We start from the raw sequence: 15,702 nt of genomic DNA, 5'->3' as shown, positions 1-15,702 counted from the left end.
CTTTGGCGGGAGAGGGGATTCAGTGCCGGAGCGGCGGAGTTCCCTCTCCCGCGTGAGCGGGGGAGGGCTAGGGAGGGGGCATTCGCCAGCCGACACCCCTCAGCGACACCCTCACTCCGCTGGCGGCAATCCCTGCGCCGCCAGCGCCGCGCTCTGCCGGGCGGCCAGCGCGTCGACGTCGAAGTCGCGGATCAGCCCCTGGAACATCTGGTACCAGTTCAGCTCCGCCTTCAGATGCAGGAAGACCGAGCCGAGCCCCACCGCCGCGCGGTCCATGAAGACGAACTCGCGCGGGATCTCGACGCCGCCGACGCGGCGCAGTTCGGCGTGGACCTTGCCGGCGGTCTCGCGGCCGTAATGGCCGCCGTTGGTTTCCTCGATCCGGCGGCTGCGGTCCTCCATGATCGGGGCGTAGACGAAGCGCGCCCAGATGTTCAGCACGTCGACCAGCTCGTTCGACGGGTTGGCGAAGCCCCAGGTCCGGTAGGCCTCCACCGCCTGCTCGCGGTTGTCGGTGCGCAGTGCGTTGTAGAGGTCGATCACCCCCTTGACGAAGCTGGGCTTGAAGACGCGGATGCAGCCGAAATCCAGCAGGTTGATCGACCGGTCGGGCCGGACCGTGTAGTTGCCCAGATGCGGGTCGCCGTGGATGACGCCGTAATTGTAGAAGGGCACGTACCAGGCGCGGAACATGTTCATCGCCAGCTCGTCGCGCGCCTCGGGATGCTCGGCGACGAACTCCAGGATCTTGCGGCCCTCCACCCATTCCATGCTCAACAGCCGCCGGGTCGACAGCTCCGGCACCACCTCCGGCACATGGACGCCGGGGGTGCCGGCCAGCATGCCGTGGTAGAGGCGGGCGTGCTTCGCCTCGCGTTCGTAATCAAGCTCCTCGCGCAGGCGGGCGCCGATTTCGGTCTGGATGTGGCGGGTGGAGATGGCGCTGTCGGTGCGCTCGAAGATCGCGAAGATCAGGCCGAGCTGCCGCAGGTCGGCCTCCACCGCCGAGGCCATGTCCGGGTACTGCAGCTTGCAGGCCAGCCGCCGCCCGTCCGGCCCGACCGCGCGGTGAACCTGCCCCAGCGAGGCGGCGGCGGCGGCGGTGTGCTCGAAGGTCTGGAAGCGCGCCTGCCAGTTGGGGCCAAGCTCGCTCGCCATCCGCCGCTTGACAAAGGGCCAGCCCATCGACGGCGCGTCGGCCTGCAACTGCGACAGCTCCTGCACATACTCCCGCGGCAGGGCGTCGGGGATGGAGGACAGCAGTTGCGCCACCTTCATCAGCGGCCCTTTCAGCCCGCCCAGCGCCAGGCGCAGCTCCGCCGCGTGGCGGTCGCGTTGCAAGGGGATGCCCAGCACGCGCTCGCCCGCCAGCCGCGCCGCCAATCCGCCTACGGCGGTGCCGACCCGCGCGTACCGCGCGACCCGTCCGCCCCATGTGTTTTCATCCTGTTCCGGCATAGCCCTCAAGGTGGTGCGCCTGCCGCAAAAGGCCAGCCCACCCCTGTCCGGATGGCGCCGCCGGGGCTGTCCGGATGGGTGCTGCACCGCAATGTGCGATTTTCTTGACAGCCACCGGAAAGGGGAGCAGGCTCTGTCTTACAGTAATCGACACCGAGGTGAAGTGAGCGGGTTTCTTGGATGCCGATCCACCAAAGCAGAACAGCTTGGGTGGAGCAGTAAAGACCGATACCAGGGAGGGTGAGTAAGATCATGACTCCACCGGCGCTTACTTGAGCATGCCGATCTGTACGGCCAAGACAATTCGAATTTCATTCGCCTGATTGGCGACAAACATGCGGGCTATCGATGCCCGTGACGAAAACCCTCGCTTCACCCGGAGCGAGGGTTTTCATTTTGGGGCGTCGGTGTGGAAGCCTGCCGCGTCCGACCGATGGCGCACAGGCGTTGGCGCTGGAGTGTTCAGCCTTTCGAAGCCGACCATTTTCCTCATCGGCCGTCATCCCCGCGAAGGCGGGGTTCCAAGTTCCCAATGCGTCCTCTCTTGGAAGAGCCTGGATTCCCGCCTTCGCGGGAATGACGGTTGAAATGGTCAGCCGTCGGCTTCGGCATGATGCAAATGTCCAAAGTTGGCGCCCATGCGCCTTCACGGGGATGACGATGAAAGAAGGGGTTGCCGGTCCGCGGGCGATACGACGCACCTGAGTTTGCGCCTGTGGGCGATGACGGGGGATGCAACGGGTCTGGTCAAACCACGGTGCCGCCCCGCTTGTTGTCTCACCCAATAAGTTTCAATCGATACTGTTTGCTTGCGAAATCAAATGGAGCTATCCACGGATCCGCCGGTGCGGCGCTCCCTTGTCGCCGCCCGACCGGGAACTGCCCCTTCAAGACCAGGATCGGGAGGATCGATTGAGCCTGTCCCTACGGCCGCTCGCCATCGCGGCGGCGCTGCTCGCCACCACCACCCTGACCACCGCCGTCTCCGCCCAGGCCCAGGCACCCAACCCGGTGCGCATCGGCGTGCTGGCCGACGAGGCCGGGTTCGCGTCCGACATCGGTGGCAAGGGGGCGGTGCTCGCCACGCGGATGGCGGTGGAGGATTTCGGCGGCACGGTGCTCGGCCGGCCGGTCGAGGTGCTGTCGGCCGACATGCAGAACAAGCCCGACGTGGCCTCCAACATCGTTCGACGCTGGTTCGACCTCGACGGCGTCGACATGGTGACCGACATCCCGGTCTCGTCGGTGGCGCTGGCGGTGCAGGCGGTCGCGCGCGAGAAGAAGAAGGTGCTGATGATCAGCGCCGCGACGACGACCGAGCTGACCAACGCCCAGTGCTCGCCCTACTCCATCCATTGGGCCGACGACACCGCCTCGCTGGCGGTCGGCACGACCAAGGCGGTGGTGCAGGCCGGCGGGACCAGCTGGTACTTCATCACCGCCGACTTCGCCTTCGGCACGGCGATGGAAAAGGCGGCGACCGAGGCGATCAAGCAGGCGGGCGGCAGCGTGGTCGGCAGCGTGCGCCATCCGATGGGCACCAGCGATTTCGGCTCCTACCTGCTCAGCGCCCAGGGCAGCGGCGCCAAGGTGGTGGCGCTGGCCAACGTCGGCGCCGAGACCATCGGCACCATCAAGCAGGCGGGCGAGTTCGGGCTGACCGAATCGGGCCAGCGGCTGGTCGGCTACATCGTCTTCATCACCGACATCCACTCGCTGGGCCTCGAGCTGGCCAAGGGGCTGTATGTGACGAGCGGCTTCTACTGGGACCGCGACGACCGGACGCGGGCGTGGTCCAAGCGCTTCTTCGAGCGCCACGGCAAGATGCCGACCAAGGAGCAGGCGAACACCTACCTCGCCACGCTGCACTGGCTGAAGGGCGTGAAGGCGGCGGGCTCCACCGATGCGGCGGCGGTCACCGCGGCGATGAAGGCGATGCCGACCGACTATTTCGGCACCCCCGGCAGCATCCGCAAGGACGGCCGCGTGCTCTACGACCTGAACCTCTATCAGGTGAAGTCCCCGGCCGAGAGCAAGGCGCCGTGGGACTACTACAAACAGGTCCGCAGCATCCCGGCGTCTGAAGCCTTTCTGCCGTTAGAAACCAGCGGTTGTCCCTTCGTCACCGGCAAGTAATCCCCGGGGGTGTGGCGCGGGTGTGGCCATTGGCGGCGCGGTCGGCGGAAAAGCCGTCTTGGGGGGTTCCCGCCGGACCGCGATCCGGGTTACACTCCGCTCTTTAGGTGCGGCGGGGAAGGTACGTGGATCTACAGGTGCAAAGCGAACGGCGGAACGACACCGAGCGGTTGCGTTCGTCGGCGCTGGTGCGTCCGGTCTTCGCCGCGCTGGATCTCGGGACGAACAACTGCCGCCTGCTGATCGCCAAATCGGCGCCGGGCGGCTTTCGCGTGATCGACGCCTTCTCCCGCATCGTCCGCCTCGGTGAGGGGCTGAGCCGCAGCGATTCGCTGTCGGACTCGGCGATGGAACGCACCATCGCCGCGCTGCGGGTCTGCGGCTCCAAGATCGAACGGCGCGGCGTCACCTCGGTGCGGGCGGTCGGGACCGAGGCCTGCCGCCGGGCGGTCAACGGCGCCGCCTTCGTCGAAACGGTGGAGCGCGAGACCGGAATCACGCTGGAGATCATCTCCAGCCAGGAGGAAGGGCGGCTGGCGCTGGCCGGCTGCGCCGCGCTGCTGGAGGGCAGCCAGCCCTACGCGCTGGTCTTCGACATCGGCGGCGGCTCGACCGAACTGATGTGGCTGGCGATGGAAAAGGGCCGGACGCCGCGCATCCTCGACCAGACCTCCATCCGCTGCGGCGTGATCGGCCTGACCGAGGAGTATGGCGGCCCCGAGGTCACCCGCGCCTGCTACGACCGCATGGTCGAGGCGGTGGCCGACGCCATCGCCCCGTTCGAGGCGCGCAACCGCATCCAGAGCCGCGTCGCCGCCGGCAAGGTGCAGATGCTCGGCACCTCCGGCACGGTGACGACGCTGGCCGGCGTGCATCTCGGGCTGTGCCGCTACGACCGCCGGGCGGTCGACGGCAGCTATCTGCGCATCGACCACGCCCGCACGGTGATCGACCATCTGGTCGCGCAGGATTTCGACGGCCGCGCCCGCCACCCCTGCATCGGGCAGGACCGCGCCGATCTGGTGGTGGCCGGCTGCGCGGTGCTCGACGCCCTGTGCGACGTCTGGCCGGTGGAGCGGCTGCGCATCGCCGACCGTGGCTTGCGCGAAGGAATTCTGGTGGACCTGATGGGGGCCGCCGGCGAATGACCGGCCGCGGGGCCACGGCCGCGCGGACCGGATGATTTTCGAGGATATGCAGCGATCATGACCGACAAGACTCCGTCGTCGCGCCCCGGTGGGCGCCGTGCCACGGTCCGCGTGAAGACCGCCGGCAAGCGCACGGAATCCTCCAAGCGCTGGCTGGAGCGCCACCTGAACGACCCCTACGTCGCCGAGGCGACCAAGCGCGGCTACCGCTCGCGCGCCGCCTTCAAGCTGCTGCAGCTGGACGAGAAGTTCCGCCTGCTCGGCCCCGGCAAGCGCGTGGTCGACCTGGGCGCCGCCCCCGGCGGCTGGACCCAGATCGCGGTGGACAAGGTGCAGACCACCAAGGAGGGCTGGAAGGTCGTCGGGCTGGACATCCTGCCGATGGACGCGGTGCCCGGCGCCATCACCATGCAGGCCGACTTCCTGGAGCCGGGAGCGGCGGAGCAGTTGAAGGAGGCGCTGGGCGGCCCGGCCGACGTGGTGCTGAGCGACATGGCGGCGCCGACCACCGGCCACCAGCAGACCGACCATCTGCGCATCGCCGCGCTGGCCGAAGCCGCCTACGACTTCGCCGAGGAGGTGCTGGCGCCGGGCGGGTCCTTCGTCGCCAAGCTGTTCCAGGGCGGGGCGGAACGCTCGCTGCTCGACCGGCTGAAACGCGACTTCGCCGTGGTCAAGCACGCCAAGCCGCCGGCCAGCCGGGCCGAATCGTCGGAAACCTACGTGGTCGCCACCGGCTTCCGCGGCGGCAACGCCGACGATCACGGGGCCGGCTGACGGTGCCCTTCGCACCTGCATAACAGATGCTGTGTGCGCACGGGTTCACAAGCCCATGGTCTTGTGTATAAGTGCGCCACGTTTACCTTCCGGGAGATCCACACCATGGCGCGCGACACCAAAATCCGCGAGGCCCTGACCTTCGACGACGTGCTGCTGGTTCCGGCCGAAAGCTCCGTCCTGCCGAATGACGTGGACACCCGGACACGGTTGACCAAGACCATCGAGCTGGGCATCCCGCTGATGTCGTCGGCGATGGACACGGTGACGGAAAGCAGCCTCGCCATCGCCATGGCCCAGGCGGGCGGCATCGGCGTGCTCCACCGCAACATGACCATCGCGCAGCAGGCCGAAGAGGTCCGCAAGGTCAAGCGCTTCGAGTCGGGCATGGTCGTCAACCCGATCACCATCACGCCGGACGCCACGCTGGCCGACGCGCTGCAGCTGATGGCCGACCACCGCATCTCCGGCATCCCGGTGGTGGAAAGCCGCGACCAGCTCGGCAGCGGCAAGCTGGTCGGCATGCTGACCAACCGCGACGTCCGCTTCGCCAGCGACCCGCGCCAGCCGGTCAGCGAGCTGATGACCAAGGAGCTGGTCACGGTGCGCGAGGGCGTCAGCCAGGAGGAAGGCAAGCGCCTGCTCCACCAGCACCGCATCGAGAAGTTGCTGGTCGTCGACGAGGATTACCGTTGCATCGGCCTCGTCACCGTCAAGGACATCGAGAAGGCCCAGGCCTACCCGAACGCCTGCAAGGACAGCAAGGGCCGCCTGCGCGTCGCCGCCGCCACCGGCACCGGCAACGACGGCCTGGCCCGGGCGGAGGCGCTGTTCGACGCCGGGGTCGACGTGCTGGTGGTCGACACCGCGCACGGCCACTCGCTGAAGGTGCTGGACCAGGTCCGCGCCGCCCGCGCCCTGTCGAACTACACCCAGGTCATCGCCGGCAACGTCGCCACCGCCGAGGCGGCCAAGGCGCTGATCGACGCCGGCGTCGACGCGGTCAAGGTCGGCATCGGCCCCGGCTCGATCTGCACCACCCGCATCGTCGCCGGTGTCGGCGTGCCGCAGCTCACCGCCGTCATGGACGTGGTGGAGGAGTGCGACAAGCATGGCATTCCGGTGATCGCCGACGGCGGCATCAAGTATTCGGGCGATCTGGCCAAGGCGATCGCCGGCGGTGCCAGCGTCGCCATGCTGGGCAGCATGTTTGCCGGCACCGACGAGAGCCCGGGCGAGGTCATCCTGTTCCAGGGCCGTTCCTACAAGAGCTACCGCGGCATGGGCTCGGTCGGCGCCATGGCGCGTGGTTCGGCGGACCGTTACTTCCAGCAGGAGGTTTCGACCATGAAGCTGGTGCCGGAAGGCGTCGAAGGCCGTGTCCCCTACAAGGGTCCGATGTCGGCGGTCATCCACCAGCTGGTCGGCGGCCTGCGCGCGGCGATGGGCTACACCGGCAGCGCCTCGATCGCCGAAATGCGCGAGAAGTGCCAGTTCGTCCGCATCACCAACGCCGGCCTGCGCGAAAGCCACGTCCACGACATCACCATCACCAACGAGTCGCCGAACTACCGGCAGGGGTGAGGTGGGTTTGGGGGGCGTCGTCGGCTGACGGCGCCCTCACACCCCCTCCGCCACCCGCTTCCAATCCTGCCAGCCGCCCAGCCGCACGCCGATGGCGAGGCTGGTGAAGGGAATGCGCAGTTCGATGTCGCGCGGCTGGAAGAAGGTTAGCCGTTCCGGTTCGCCGCGCGCGTCGAACTCCAGCCGGGCGCCCTTCGGTTCGGGCGCGTACTCGTCGCTCATCACCTGCCAGATCTCCAGGTCGCCGCCGTGGTTGGTGACCTTGTACTGGCCGCAGCGCCAGGTCGTCGATTCGCCGACGCTGCCCTCCACCACCTTCTTGTCGCCCTCCATCCGCACGTCGCCGACGCCGGCGGCCTCGCCCTTCATCGACGGGCCTTGGGTCTCGGCGCGGAAGCCCAGCCGCAGCCAGGATGAACGGCTGTGCGGGATCAGGCGGCGCACCGTGCGCGCGTCGTCCGCCGCGAAGCGGTCGGGGTCGTCGTAGAGGATGCGGTCCAGCGCGGCGGCGATGACCATGCGGTCGTCGATGCGCAGGCCGGGGGCAGGCGCTTTGCTCATCAGCTCGGGTGGCTCCGGCGGTTCATGCTCCTTCACTATATAGGGCGTCCGCCGATCCGTCGCGGGAGACTCCCGTTCGGCGCCGTCCGGCGCTATCCTGCGCGGCCCTTCCCAGGAAGACCCGTTTCTTCACGAGATGCGCCATGCACGACCTGTTCGACACGCCGCCCAATCCCCGCAAGATTGACGTCGAGGCGCTGACGCCGGAGCAGGCGCAGGCCGAACTGGCCGCCTTGGCCGCCGAGGTCGCCCACCACGACCGGCTCTACCACCAGCAGGACCAGCCGGAGATCTCCGACGCCGACTATGACGCGCTGGTCCGCCGCAACACCGCCATCGAGGCGCGCTTCCCGGAGCTGCGCCGCGCCGATTCGCCGTCGCTGCGCGTCGGCTCGGCCCCGGCCGCCGGCTTCGGCAAGGTGCGGCACGCGGTGCCGATGCTGTCGCTGGGCAACGCCTTCTCGCCCGACGACGTCGCGGAGTTCGAGGCGCGGGTCCGCCGCTTCCTCGGCTTGTCCGACGACGCGGCGCTGGGGTTCGTCGCCGAGCCGAAGATCGATGGGCTGTCCTGCTCGCTGCGCTACGAGCGCGGCGAGCTGGTGCTGGCCGCCACCCGCGGCGACGGGGCGGAGGGCGAGAACGTCACCGCCAACGTCCGCACCATCCGCGACGTGCCGAAGCGGCTGCCGGCGCCGTTTCCCGAGGTGCTGGAGGTCCGCGGCGAGGTCTACATGAACCGCGACGATTTCCGGGCGATGAACGCGGCGCGGGCCGAGCGGGAGGAGCCGCTGTTCGCCAACCCGCGCAACGCCGCGGCGGGCAGCCTGCGCCAGCTCGATCCCACCATCACCGCCGGCCGGCCGCTCTGCTTCTTCGGCTACGCGCTGGGCGAGGTGTCGGAGCCGATCGCCGAGACGCAATGGGGCATCCGCGAGCGGCTGAAGGGCTGGGGCTTCCAGTTGAACCGCCCGGCCGAGCTGTGCGATGGCAATGACAAGCTGCTGGCCTATTACGAGGGCATCGGCCGGCGGCGGGCCGGGCTGCCCTTCGACATCGACGGCGTCGTCTACAAGGTCGACAACCTGGAGCTGCAGCAGCGGCTGGGCTTCGTCAGCCGGGCGCCGCGCTGGGCCATCGCCCACAAGTTCCCGGCGGAGCAGGCGCAGACCCGGCTGAAGGCGATCACCATCCAGGTCGGCCGCACCGGGGCGTTGACCCCGGTCGCCGAGCTGGAGGACATCACCGTCGGCGGCGTGGTGGTCAGCCGCGCCACCCTGCACAACGAGGATGAGATCGCCCGCAAGGACATCCGCGTCGGCGACCTCGTCGTGGTCCAGCGCGCCGGCGACGTCATCCCGCAGGTGGTCGAGGTGGTGCTGTCGCAGCGCCCGGCCGAGTCGGCGCCCTACGTCCCGGTCGAAACCTGCCCGGTCTGCGGCAGCCTCGCCATCCGCGAGGCCGGCGAGGTGGTGCGCCGCTGCACCGGCGGCCTGATCTGCGCCGCCCAGGCCAAGGAACGGCTGCGCCACTTCGTCTCGCGCGACGCCTTCGACATCGAGGGGCTGGGCGAGAAGATCATCGAGGAATTCTGGGACGAGGGCTTCATCAAATCGCCGGTCGACATCTTCACGCTTGAAGGCCGGGTGGAGCTGGTCGGCCGGCCGGGCTGGAAAGAGAAGTCGGTCGAGAACCTGTTCAACGCCATCAACCAGCGCCGCCGCGGCATCGACCTGCACCGGGTGATCTACGCGCTCGGCATCCGCCATGTCGGCGAGGTGACGGCCAAGTCGCTGGCCCGCCATTACACGACGATGGACGGCTGGATCGACGCCATGATCGCCGCCGGGCAGGCGATGCCCGGCCCGGACTGGCGCGACCTGCACGAACTGAACGGCGTCGGCCCGGTCACCGCCGACACCATCCTCGCCTGGTTCGCCGACCCGGAGAGCGGGTCGAAGCTGGATTTCTACGCCGGCAACGAGGCGCTGCGGCTGGAAACCATCATCGGCTCGCTCGGCATCAAGCGGCTGAACACGCGGGCCGCCCAGGCGCTGGCGACCCGCCACGGCACGCTCGCCGACTGGCGGGCGGCGATGGAGCGGGCGGTGGGGCAGGCCCCCGGCCCGGCGTGGCTGGAGCTGGTCGCCACCCCCGACGTCGGCGAGGTCGCGGCCGAGGAACTGGCCGGCTTCTTCGCCGAGGAGCGCAACCTCGCCATCGTCCGCGGGCTGGCCGACCGGCTGACCGTGCTGGCGGCGGAGGCGCCGAAGGCCGGCAATTCGCCGGTCGCCGGCAAGACGGTGGTCTTCACCGGCACGCTGGAGAAGATGACCCGGTCGGAGGCCAAGGCGCGCGCCGAGTCCCTGGGGGCCAAGGTCGCCGGGTCGGTGTCGGGCAAGACCGATTACCTCGTCGCCGGTGCCGATGCCGGCAGCAAGGCAGCCAAGGCCAAGGAACTGGGGGTCGAAATCCTGACCGAGGAGGAGTGGCTCGCCCGCATCGGCGGCTGAGGCCGTCCGGCCGGGCAATCCCTGCCAAAATGTCGCATGGCCATCCGACCGGATTGACGGATGGCCATGGGGGGAGTGAGATTCGGTAACATTCGTGCCGGCAAAGCCGGACCGGTGAAACAAGGCGGCAGGGTGGTGGTCCTCGGGACCAACGGCGACGGGCGGTCAACGCCCGCACCCACCCGACCGGCACAATCAACCGAGGGGGAAAAGGAAACGCCATGGAGCCTATTCAGTGGTCGCGCTGGATGAGCGTCGGCAACGACGCTCTGGACGAGGATCATCGGGTCCTGATCGCCATCGTCAACAAGCTGTATGACCCGGCGAACCGCGAGAACCCCGGCGTGATCGAAGCCATCCTCGCCGAACTGATCGCCTACACCCGGCACCATTTCGCCGAGGAGGAGGCGCAGATGCAGCGCCTGAACTACCCGACCTTCGTCGCCCACAAGGCCCTGCACGACAAGCTGACCCAACAGGTCGAAGCCTACCGCGACGAGTTCCGCGTCAGCCACAGCAGCATCACCGGTGAGGAGGTGTTCCTGTTCTGCTCTGAATGGCTGGGCAAGCACATCCTGAAGGAAGACACCCGCTTCGGCGAATACGCCGGTGCGGAGGAAACACTGGCGGCGGTGGGGTAGGGTGACCGGGGCAAAGCCTTGAAGGATTGGATTAACAGCACCTCTTAAGATATTGAAATAATTTGCTGATACCCTCCGTTGCTTTCTGAAAAGCACACGCAGTGTCACAGCGCCCGACCCGAGAGGGGAGGGCGCTTTTTCTTTGGTACGACACGACGGGTGCGAGAGGGGAGGGGGCGGTGCAAACGAAAAAGCCCTCCCCGGGAGGGGAGGGCAGGCGGTGTGGAGACCGCACAGAGAGAGGTCAGGCGACGGCGAGCTGCTTCAGGGCGCGGTGGGCGATCGGCAGGGACACCGGCGTCTCGTAGCGCCAGGCGCTGCGGTCGGCGAACAGGGCGCGCAGCAACTGGTTGTTCAGCGCGTGGCCGGAGCGCACGCCGTGGAAATGCCCGATGAAGGTCGCACCGGCCAGATACAGGTCGCCGACGGCGTCCAGGATCTTGTGGCGCACGAACTCGTCGGTGAAGCGCAGACCCTCGGCGTTCATCACCGTGTCGCCCGAAATCACCACCGCGTTGTCCAGCGAACCGCCGCGGGCGAGGCCCATCTTGCGCAGCCCCTCCACCTCGTGCAGGAAGCCGAAGGTGCGGGCGCTGCTGATCTCGTCCTTGAAGGCGTCGACGTCCATTTCGACCGCGCGCGACTGGCGCGAGATGGCGGCGCTGTCGAAGTCGATGTCGAAGCTGTAGGTCGTCGCGTCGTCCGGCGTGAAGGACGCGCTCTTGACGCCGTCGCCGATGGCGACCGGCTTCAGGATGCGGATGATCCGGCGCGGCGCGTTCTGCACGGCGATGCCGGCCTGCTCGATGGCGGCGACGAAGGGGGCGGCGCTGCCGTCCATGATCGGCACCTCGATGCCGTCCAGCGCCACGATGGCGTTGTCGATGCCGCAGCCGGCCAGCGCCGACATCAGGTGCTCGATCGTGCCGATGGTGGTGCCGTGCTCGTTGCCGATCACGGTGCACATCCGCGTGTCGACGACCGCATCCCAGCGCGCCGGAACGACGGCAGCGGCACCATGGCGGTCGGTGCGGATGAAGGTGATCCCGGAATTCGCATCGGACGGCGAAATCGTCAGCGTGACGATGACGCCCGAATGCAGCCCGACGCCGGCGATGGTCACCGCCTTCTTCAGGGTCTGCTGGAACATGCCGCCCGCGTTGCTGCGATTGTTGGCCACGATGTCTTGTCCATCTTGGTCTGTAGGTTCGATCTCCGGCGATCACACGTTCCAACGACCCCTGGGATCATCGAACCGGCCGTGTTCGCCTTCGACCATGCTGTTAGGTAACACCGTGTCCTGGAAATCGGCAAATCACTCATTGTTACCGTTTGTTGCAGGGCACAAGGCGGCGGCGGTGCGACGGGCGGTCGAGCGGCCGGCAATAAAAAATCCCCGGAGACGCACGAAGGCGTTCCGGGGTCCGAAAGGTTCGGTCAGGTTGTGGAGCCGTCGGCGCCGCGATTGGCAGGCTGCGGCGCCGGCGGTTATCTCCGGCTTTCGCCGGGATCGCTTGGCCGCCGGGGGTCAGCCGGCGGCCGTGTCGGTCGGCCGCCGTCAGTTGGCCTGGCGGCGCAGGAAAGCCGGGATGTCCAGCTCTTCCTGCTCACCCGGACGGGCCTCGGCGCGCGGGGCGGGGGCCATCGGCTGCGGGGCGGCCGGGTAGCTCGGGGCCGGCTGCTGCTGCGGGGCCGCCTGATAGCTCGGCTGCTGCTGCGGCTGCTGCTGGGGCGCCTGCTGCGGGTAGGCCTGCTGCTGCGGGTAGCCCTGGGGGGCCGGCTGCTGCTGCGGATAGGCCGGCTGTTGCGGCTGCTGCTGCGGGTAGGCCTGCTGCTGCGGGTAGCCCTGCGGCGCCGGCTGGTAGGCCTGCGGCGGCTGCTGCGGCGCGGGCTGCGGCGCCGGCGGGTGCGCCGGTTCCGACTTGCGGCCGAGGCCGGTCACCAGACCGAACAGGAAGTTCCCCTTGCGGGCCGGCGCCGGTTCCGGCGCGGGCGCCGGGACCGGACCGACCGACAGGCCACCCGGGTGACCCTGCTGGGCCACATGGTGGTGCTGCGGCGGCTGCGGCTGGTGCTGCGGGGCGGCCATCGGCTGGTGTTGGGGTTGCTGGTGCTGGGGCTGCTGCGGCTGTTGCTGCGGCTGGGCCATCGGCTGCTGGTGCTGCGGCGCCGACAGCGGCGGGGCGCCGACGGGCATCGGCGGGCGCGGGCCGGCGTCGGCCGGCTTCGGCGCGAAGAAGTGGCCGCCCTGGTTCTCGCCGTGCAGCGGGCTGCCGGCCGGCTTCGGCGCTTCGGCCTGGGCGGCCTGGGCCGGGTCATGCTGGATCGCGGCGGCGCCGGCGGTCACCGGCTGCGGCGTGCGCAGGCCGGCGGCGGCGCTGGGGATCGCCGGCGACACGCCGGGGGCGGTCGGCGCGCCGGTCAGGTTGCCCGGGGCGGCCGGCTTCTTGTTGCGGTCGGAGACCAGCGACAGGTTGACCGGGTGCAGGGTGCGCGGGTTGCTCATCGCCGCGGCGTCGATGCCGGTGGCGACGACCGACACGCGCATCACGCCGTCCAGCGAGCTGTCGAAGGTCGAGCCGAAGATGATGTTGGCGTCGGGATCGACCTCGTCGCGGACGCGGTTCGCCGCCTCGTCGACCTCGAACAGGGTCATGTCATAGCCGCCGGTGATGTTGATGAGCACGCCGCGCGCACCCTTCATCGACACGTCGTCCAGCAGCGGGTTGGAGATGGCGGCCTCGGCGGCCTCGATGGCGCGGCGCTCGCCACCGGCCTCGCCGGTGCCCATCATCGCCTTGCCCATCTCGGTCATGACGGACCGGATGTCGGCGAAATCCAGGTTGATCAGGCCGGGCATCACCATCAGGTCGGTGACGCCGCGCACGCCCGAATGCAGAACGTCGTCGGCCATCTTGAAGGCGTCCGCGAAGGTCGTCTTCTCGTTGGCGATGCGGAACAGGTTCTGGTTCGGGATGATGATCAGGGTGTCGACATACTGCTGCAGCTCGGCGATGCCGCCTTCCGCCAGCCGCATGCGGTGACCACCCTCGAAATGGAAGGGCTTGGTGACGACGCCGACGGTCAGGATGCCGCGCTCGCGGGCCGCGCGCGCGATGACCGGGGCCGCGCCGGTGCCGGTGCCGCCGCCCATGCCGGCGGTGATGAACACCATGTTGGAGCCTTCGAGGAACTGCACGATCTCGTCGATCTGCTCCTCCGCCGAGGCCCGGCCGACGTCCGGCTTGGAGCCGGCGCCCAGGCCGCGGGTGGTCCCGGTGCCGAGCTGGATGCGCTTCTCGCAGAGCGATCCCTTCAGCGCCTGCGCGTCGGTGTTGCCGACGACGAAGTCCACGCCTTCCAGGTTCGACTTGATCATGTTGTTGACGGCGTTGCCACCGGCGCCGCCGACGCCGAAGACCGTGATGCGCGGCTTCAGTTCGGGCTCGATTTGGGGAATGGTCACGTTGATCATGTGCTTCAGGCCTCCACAACCTGTTTTCGTTGAGTTTGGTGTTTGATCGACCGCGATCGGCGCCCGGTTGTGTCCGGTGTCTGTCCGATCGGGAATCGGGTGGGTGCGACGGGGGGAATCATCTACAGATTCTCCCGCAGCCACAGGCCGACGCGGCCCAGGAGCCCGGTGGACGCGACCGCTTCCTGGCCGGTCACCATCAGCTCCGTCGGGTTGCGCACGGCGTGTAGGAGAAGGCCCGCGACCGTCGCGAAGGCCGGTCCGCCATGCGCCTCGTTGAGGCCGGCGATCCGGGTCGGGCGGGCGATGCGGACCTGCTTGTCCAGGATCGGGGCGGCCATGTCGCGCGTGTTGGGCAACTGGCTGGCGCCACCGGTCAGCACGACGCGCCGGCCGACCAGCCGGGAATAGCCCGACTGTTCCAGCGCGCTGCGGATCTCTTCGAAAATCTCTTCCATCCGGGCCTGGATGATGCTGACCAGCAGGGACCGCGGCTGGCTGATGCTGCCGCTGCCGCTGCGTTCGTCCTCGCCGATCTGCGGCACCTCGATCATCTCGCGCTCGTCGGCCGGGTTCACCCGGGCGCTGCCGTAGAGGACCTTCAGCCGTTCGGCGTGGACCAGCGGGGTCGTCAGCCCGTGGGCGATGTCGTTGGTGACGTGCCGCCCGCCGAGCGGCACCGCGCCGGTCCACACCAGGTTGCCTTCGGAGAAGATGGAGATCGTCGTGCCGCCACCGCCGATGTCGACGCAGGCCGCCCCCATCTCCATCTCGTCCTCCACCAGGCAGGCGAGGCCGGAGGCGAAGGGGCTGACGACGATCGTCTCGATGTTCAGGTGGCAGCGGGCGATGCAGGCGTGCAGCGTGCGGATGGCGCCGGCCGCCGCGGTGACGACGTGCAGCTGGGCGCCCAGCGAATGGCCGCTCATCCCCTTGGGGTCGCGGATGCCGCGGCTGCCGTCGAGCGTGAAGCCCAGCGGGATGGTGTGGATCAGCGCCTGGTCGGGACCGGCGCGCAGGGTGCGGGCGTGGGCCATGGCGCGGCGGACGTCGCCGTCCGTCACCTCCTGGCCGGAGACCGGGACCTGGGCGGTGAAGGCGTGCGAGCGCGGATGGCCCATCGACAGGTTGACCACCACGTCGTGCACCGTCTCGCCCGCCATCTGCTCGGCGGCGTGGACGGCGGCGCCGATCGAGGTCTCCGCCGCCTCCATGTCGATGATGGTGCCGGCGCGGATGCCCGTGGCGATCTGGTGGCCGACGCCGATCACGCGGAGGGAGCCGGGCTCCTCCATCCGCGCGATGACGCAGCACACCTTCGTCGAGCCGACGTCCAGCGCCGTGACGATTCCGCCACGGGCCGGCCGCTTCGGCTTCTTGGCGCCGTTGAATCCCATACCGACCATGCCCCC

At 69.0% G+C, this 15,702-nt stretch carries 11 protein-coding genes; 6 read left to right on the top strand and 5 right to left on the bottom strand.

The features are described 5' to 3' along the window. Positions 1–111: 111 nt before the first annotated feature. Complete coding sequence (locus tag TSO352_RS25900) at positions 112–1,458, bottom strand: AarF/UbiB family protein (RefSeq protein ID WP_109109992.1); 1,347 nt, start codon at positions 1,456–1,458, stop codon at positions 112–114. A gap of 912 nt (positions 1,459–2,370) precedes the next feature. On the opposite strand from TSO352_RS25900, the gene TSO352_RS25895 reads away from it, so the two are divergent. The 4 genes from TSO352_RS25895 (at position 2,371) to guaB (ending at position 7,103) form a co-directional block, all read left to right on the top strand. Beyond that, the gene (locus TSO352_RS25895) at positions 2,371–3,594 is read left to right on the top strand and encodes an ABC transporter substrate-binding protein (RefSeq protein WP_247872438.1); all 1,224 of its coding nucleotides are present in this window, start codon (positions 2,371–2,373) and stop codon (positions 3,592–3,594) included. A 137-nt stretch (positions 3,595–3,731) separates the two neighbouring features. Then, entirely contained in the window at positions 3,732–4,742 is a 1,011-nt protein-coding gene (locus TSO352_RS25890; RefSeq protein ID WP_247872437.1) for a Ppx/GppA phosphatase family protein, read from the top strand. 57 nt (positions 4,743–4,799) lie between these two features. After that, positions 4,800–5,519, top strand: coding sequence for an RlmE family RNA methyltransferase (locus tag TSO352_RS25885; RefSeq protein ID WP_109109989.1), 720 nt, complete (start codon positions 4,800–4,802; stop codon positions 5,517–5,519). 105 nt (positions 5,520–5,624) lie between these two features. After that, positions 5,625–7,103 carry an IMP dehydrogenase gene (gene guaB, locus TSO352_RS25880; protein ID WP_109109988.1) on the top strand — a complete coding sequence of 493 codons (1,479 nt, stop codon included), beginning with the start codon at positions 5,625–5,627 and terminating at the stop codon, positions 7,101–7,103. A gap of 36 nt (positions 7,104–7,139) precedes the next feature. Here the strand turns inward: guaB and TSO352_RS25875 are convergent, their stop codons facing one another. Continuing rightward, positions 7,140–7,664, bottom strand: coding sequence for a hypothetical protein (locus tag TSO352_RS25875; RefSeq protein ID WP_109109987.1), 525 nt, complete (start codon positions 7,662–7,664; stop codon positions 7,140–7,142). Between the two features lie 143 nt (positions 7,665–7,807). Between TSO352_RS25875 and ligA the strand changes: the two genes are divergently transcribed. Together ligA and TSO352_RS25865 are read left to right on the top strand one after the other, a co-directional pair. After that, entirely contained in the window at positions 7,808–10,174 is a 2,367-nt protein-coding gene (ligA, locus tag TSO352_RS25870) for an NAD-dependent DNA ligase LigA (RefSeq protein WP_109109986.1), read from the top strand. Positions 10,175–10,395: 221 nt separating this feature from the next. After that, entirely contained in the window at positions 10,396–10,815 is a 420-nt protein-coding gene (locus tag TSO352_RS25865) for a bacteriohemerythrin (protein WP_109109985.1), read from the top strand. Between the two features lie 244 nt (positions 10,816–11,059). On the opposite strand, the gene lpxC is transcribed toward TSO352_RS25865, so the two are convergent. From lpxC to ftsA, 3 genes are all read right to left on the bottom strand, one after another. Next, positions 11,060–11,995: a UDP-3-O-acyl-N-acetylglucosamine deacetylase gene (gene lpxC, locus TSO352_RS25860; RefSeq protein ID WP_109109984.1), complete on the bottom strand. Its 936-nt coding sequence runs from the start codon at positions 11,993–11,995 to the stop codon at positions 11,060–11,062. 378 nt (positions 11,996–12,373) lie between these two features. Beyond that, positions 12,374–14,290 (bottom strand): cell division protein FtsZ, encoded by a 1,917-nt coding sequence (gene ftsZ, locus TSO352_RS25855; RefSeq protein WP_109109983.1) that lies wholly within the window; start codon positions 14,288–14,290, stop codon positions 12,374–12,376. A 122-nt stretch (positions 14,291–14,412) separates the two neighbouring features. Beyond that, complete coding sequence (ftsA, locus tag TSO352_RS25850) at positions 14,413–15,687, bottom strand: cell division protein FtsA (RefSeq protein ID WP_109109982.1); 1,275 nt, start codon at positions 15,685–15,687, stop codon at positions 14,413–14,415. Positions 15,688–15,702: the final 15 nt, after the last annotated feature.

This window comes from Azospirillum sp. TSO35-2, assembly GCF_003116095.1.
Lineage (GTDB): Bacteria > Pseudomonadota > Alphaproteobacteria > Azospirillales > Azospirillaceae > Azospirillum.
Note: the sequence above shows the minus strand (reverse complement) of the source record. Positions and strands in the feature narration are given on the sequence as shown.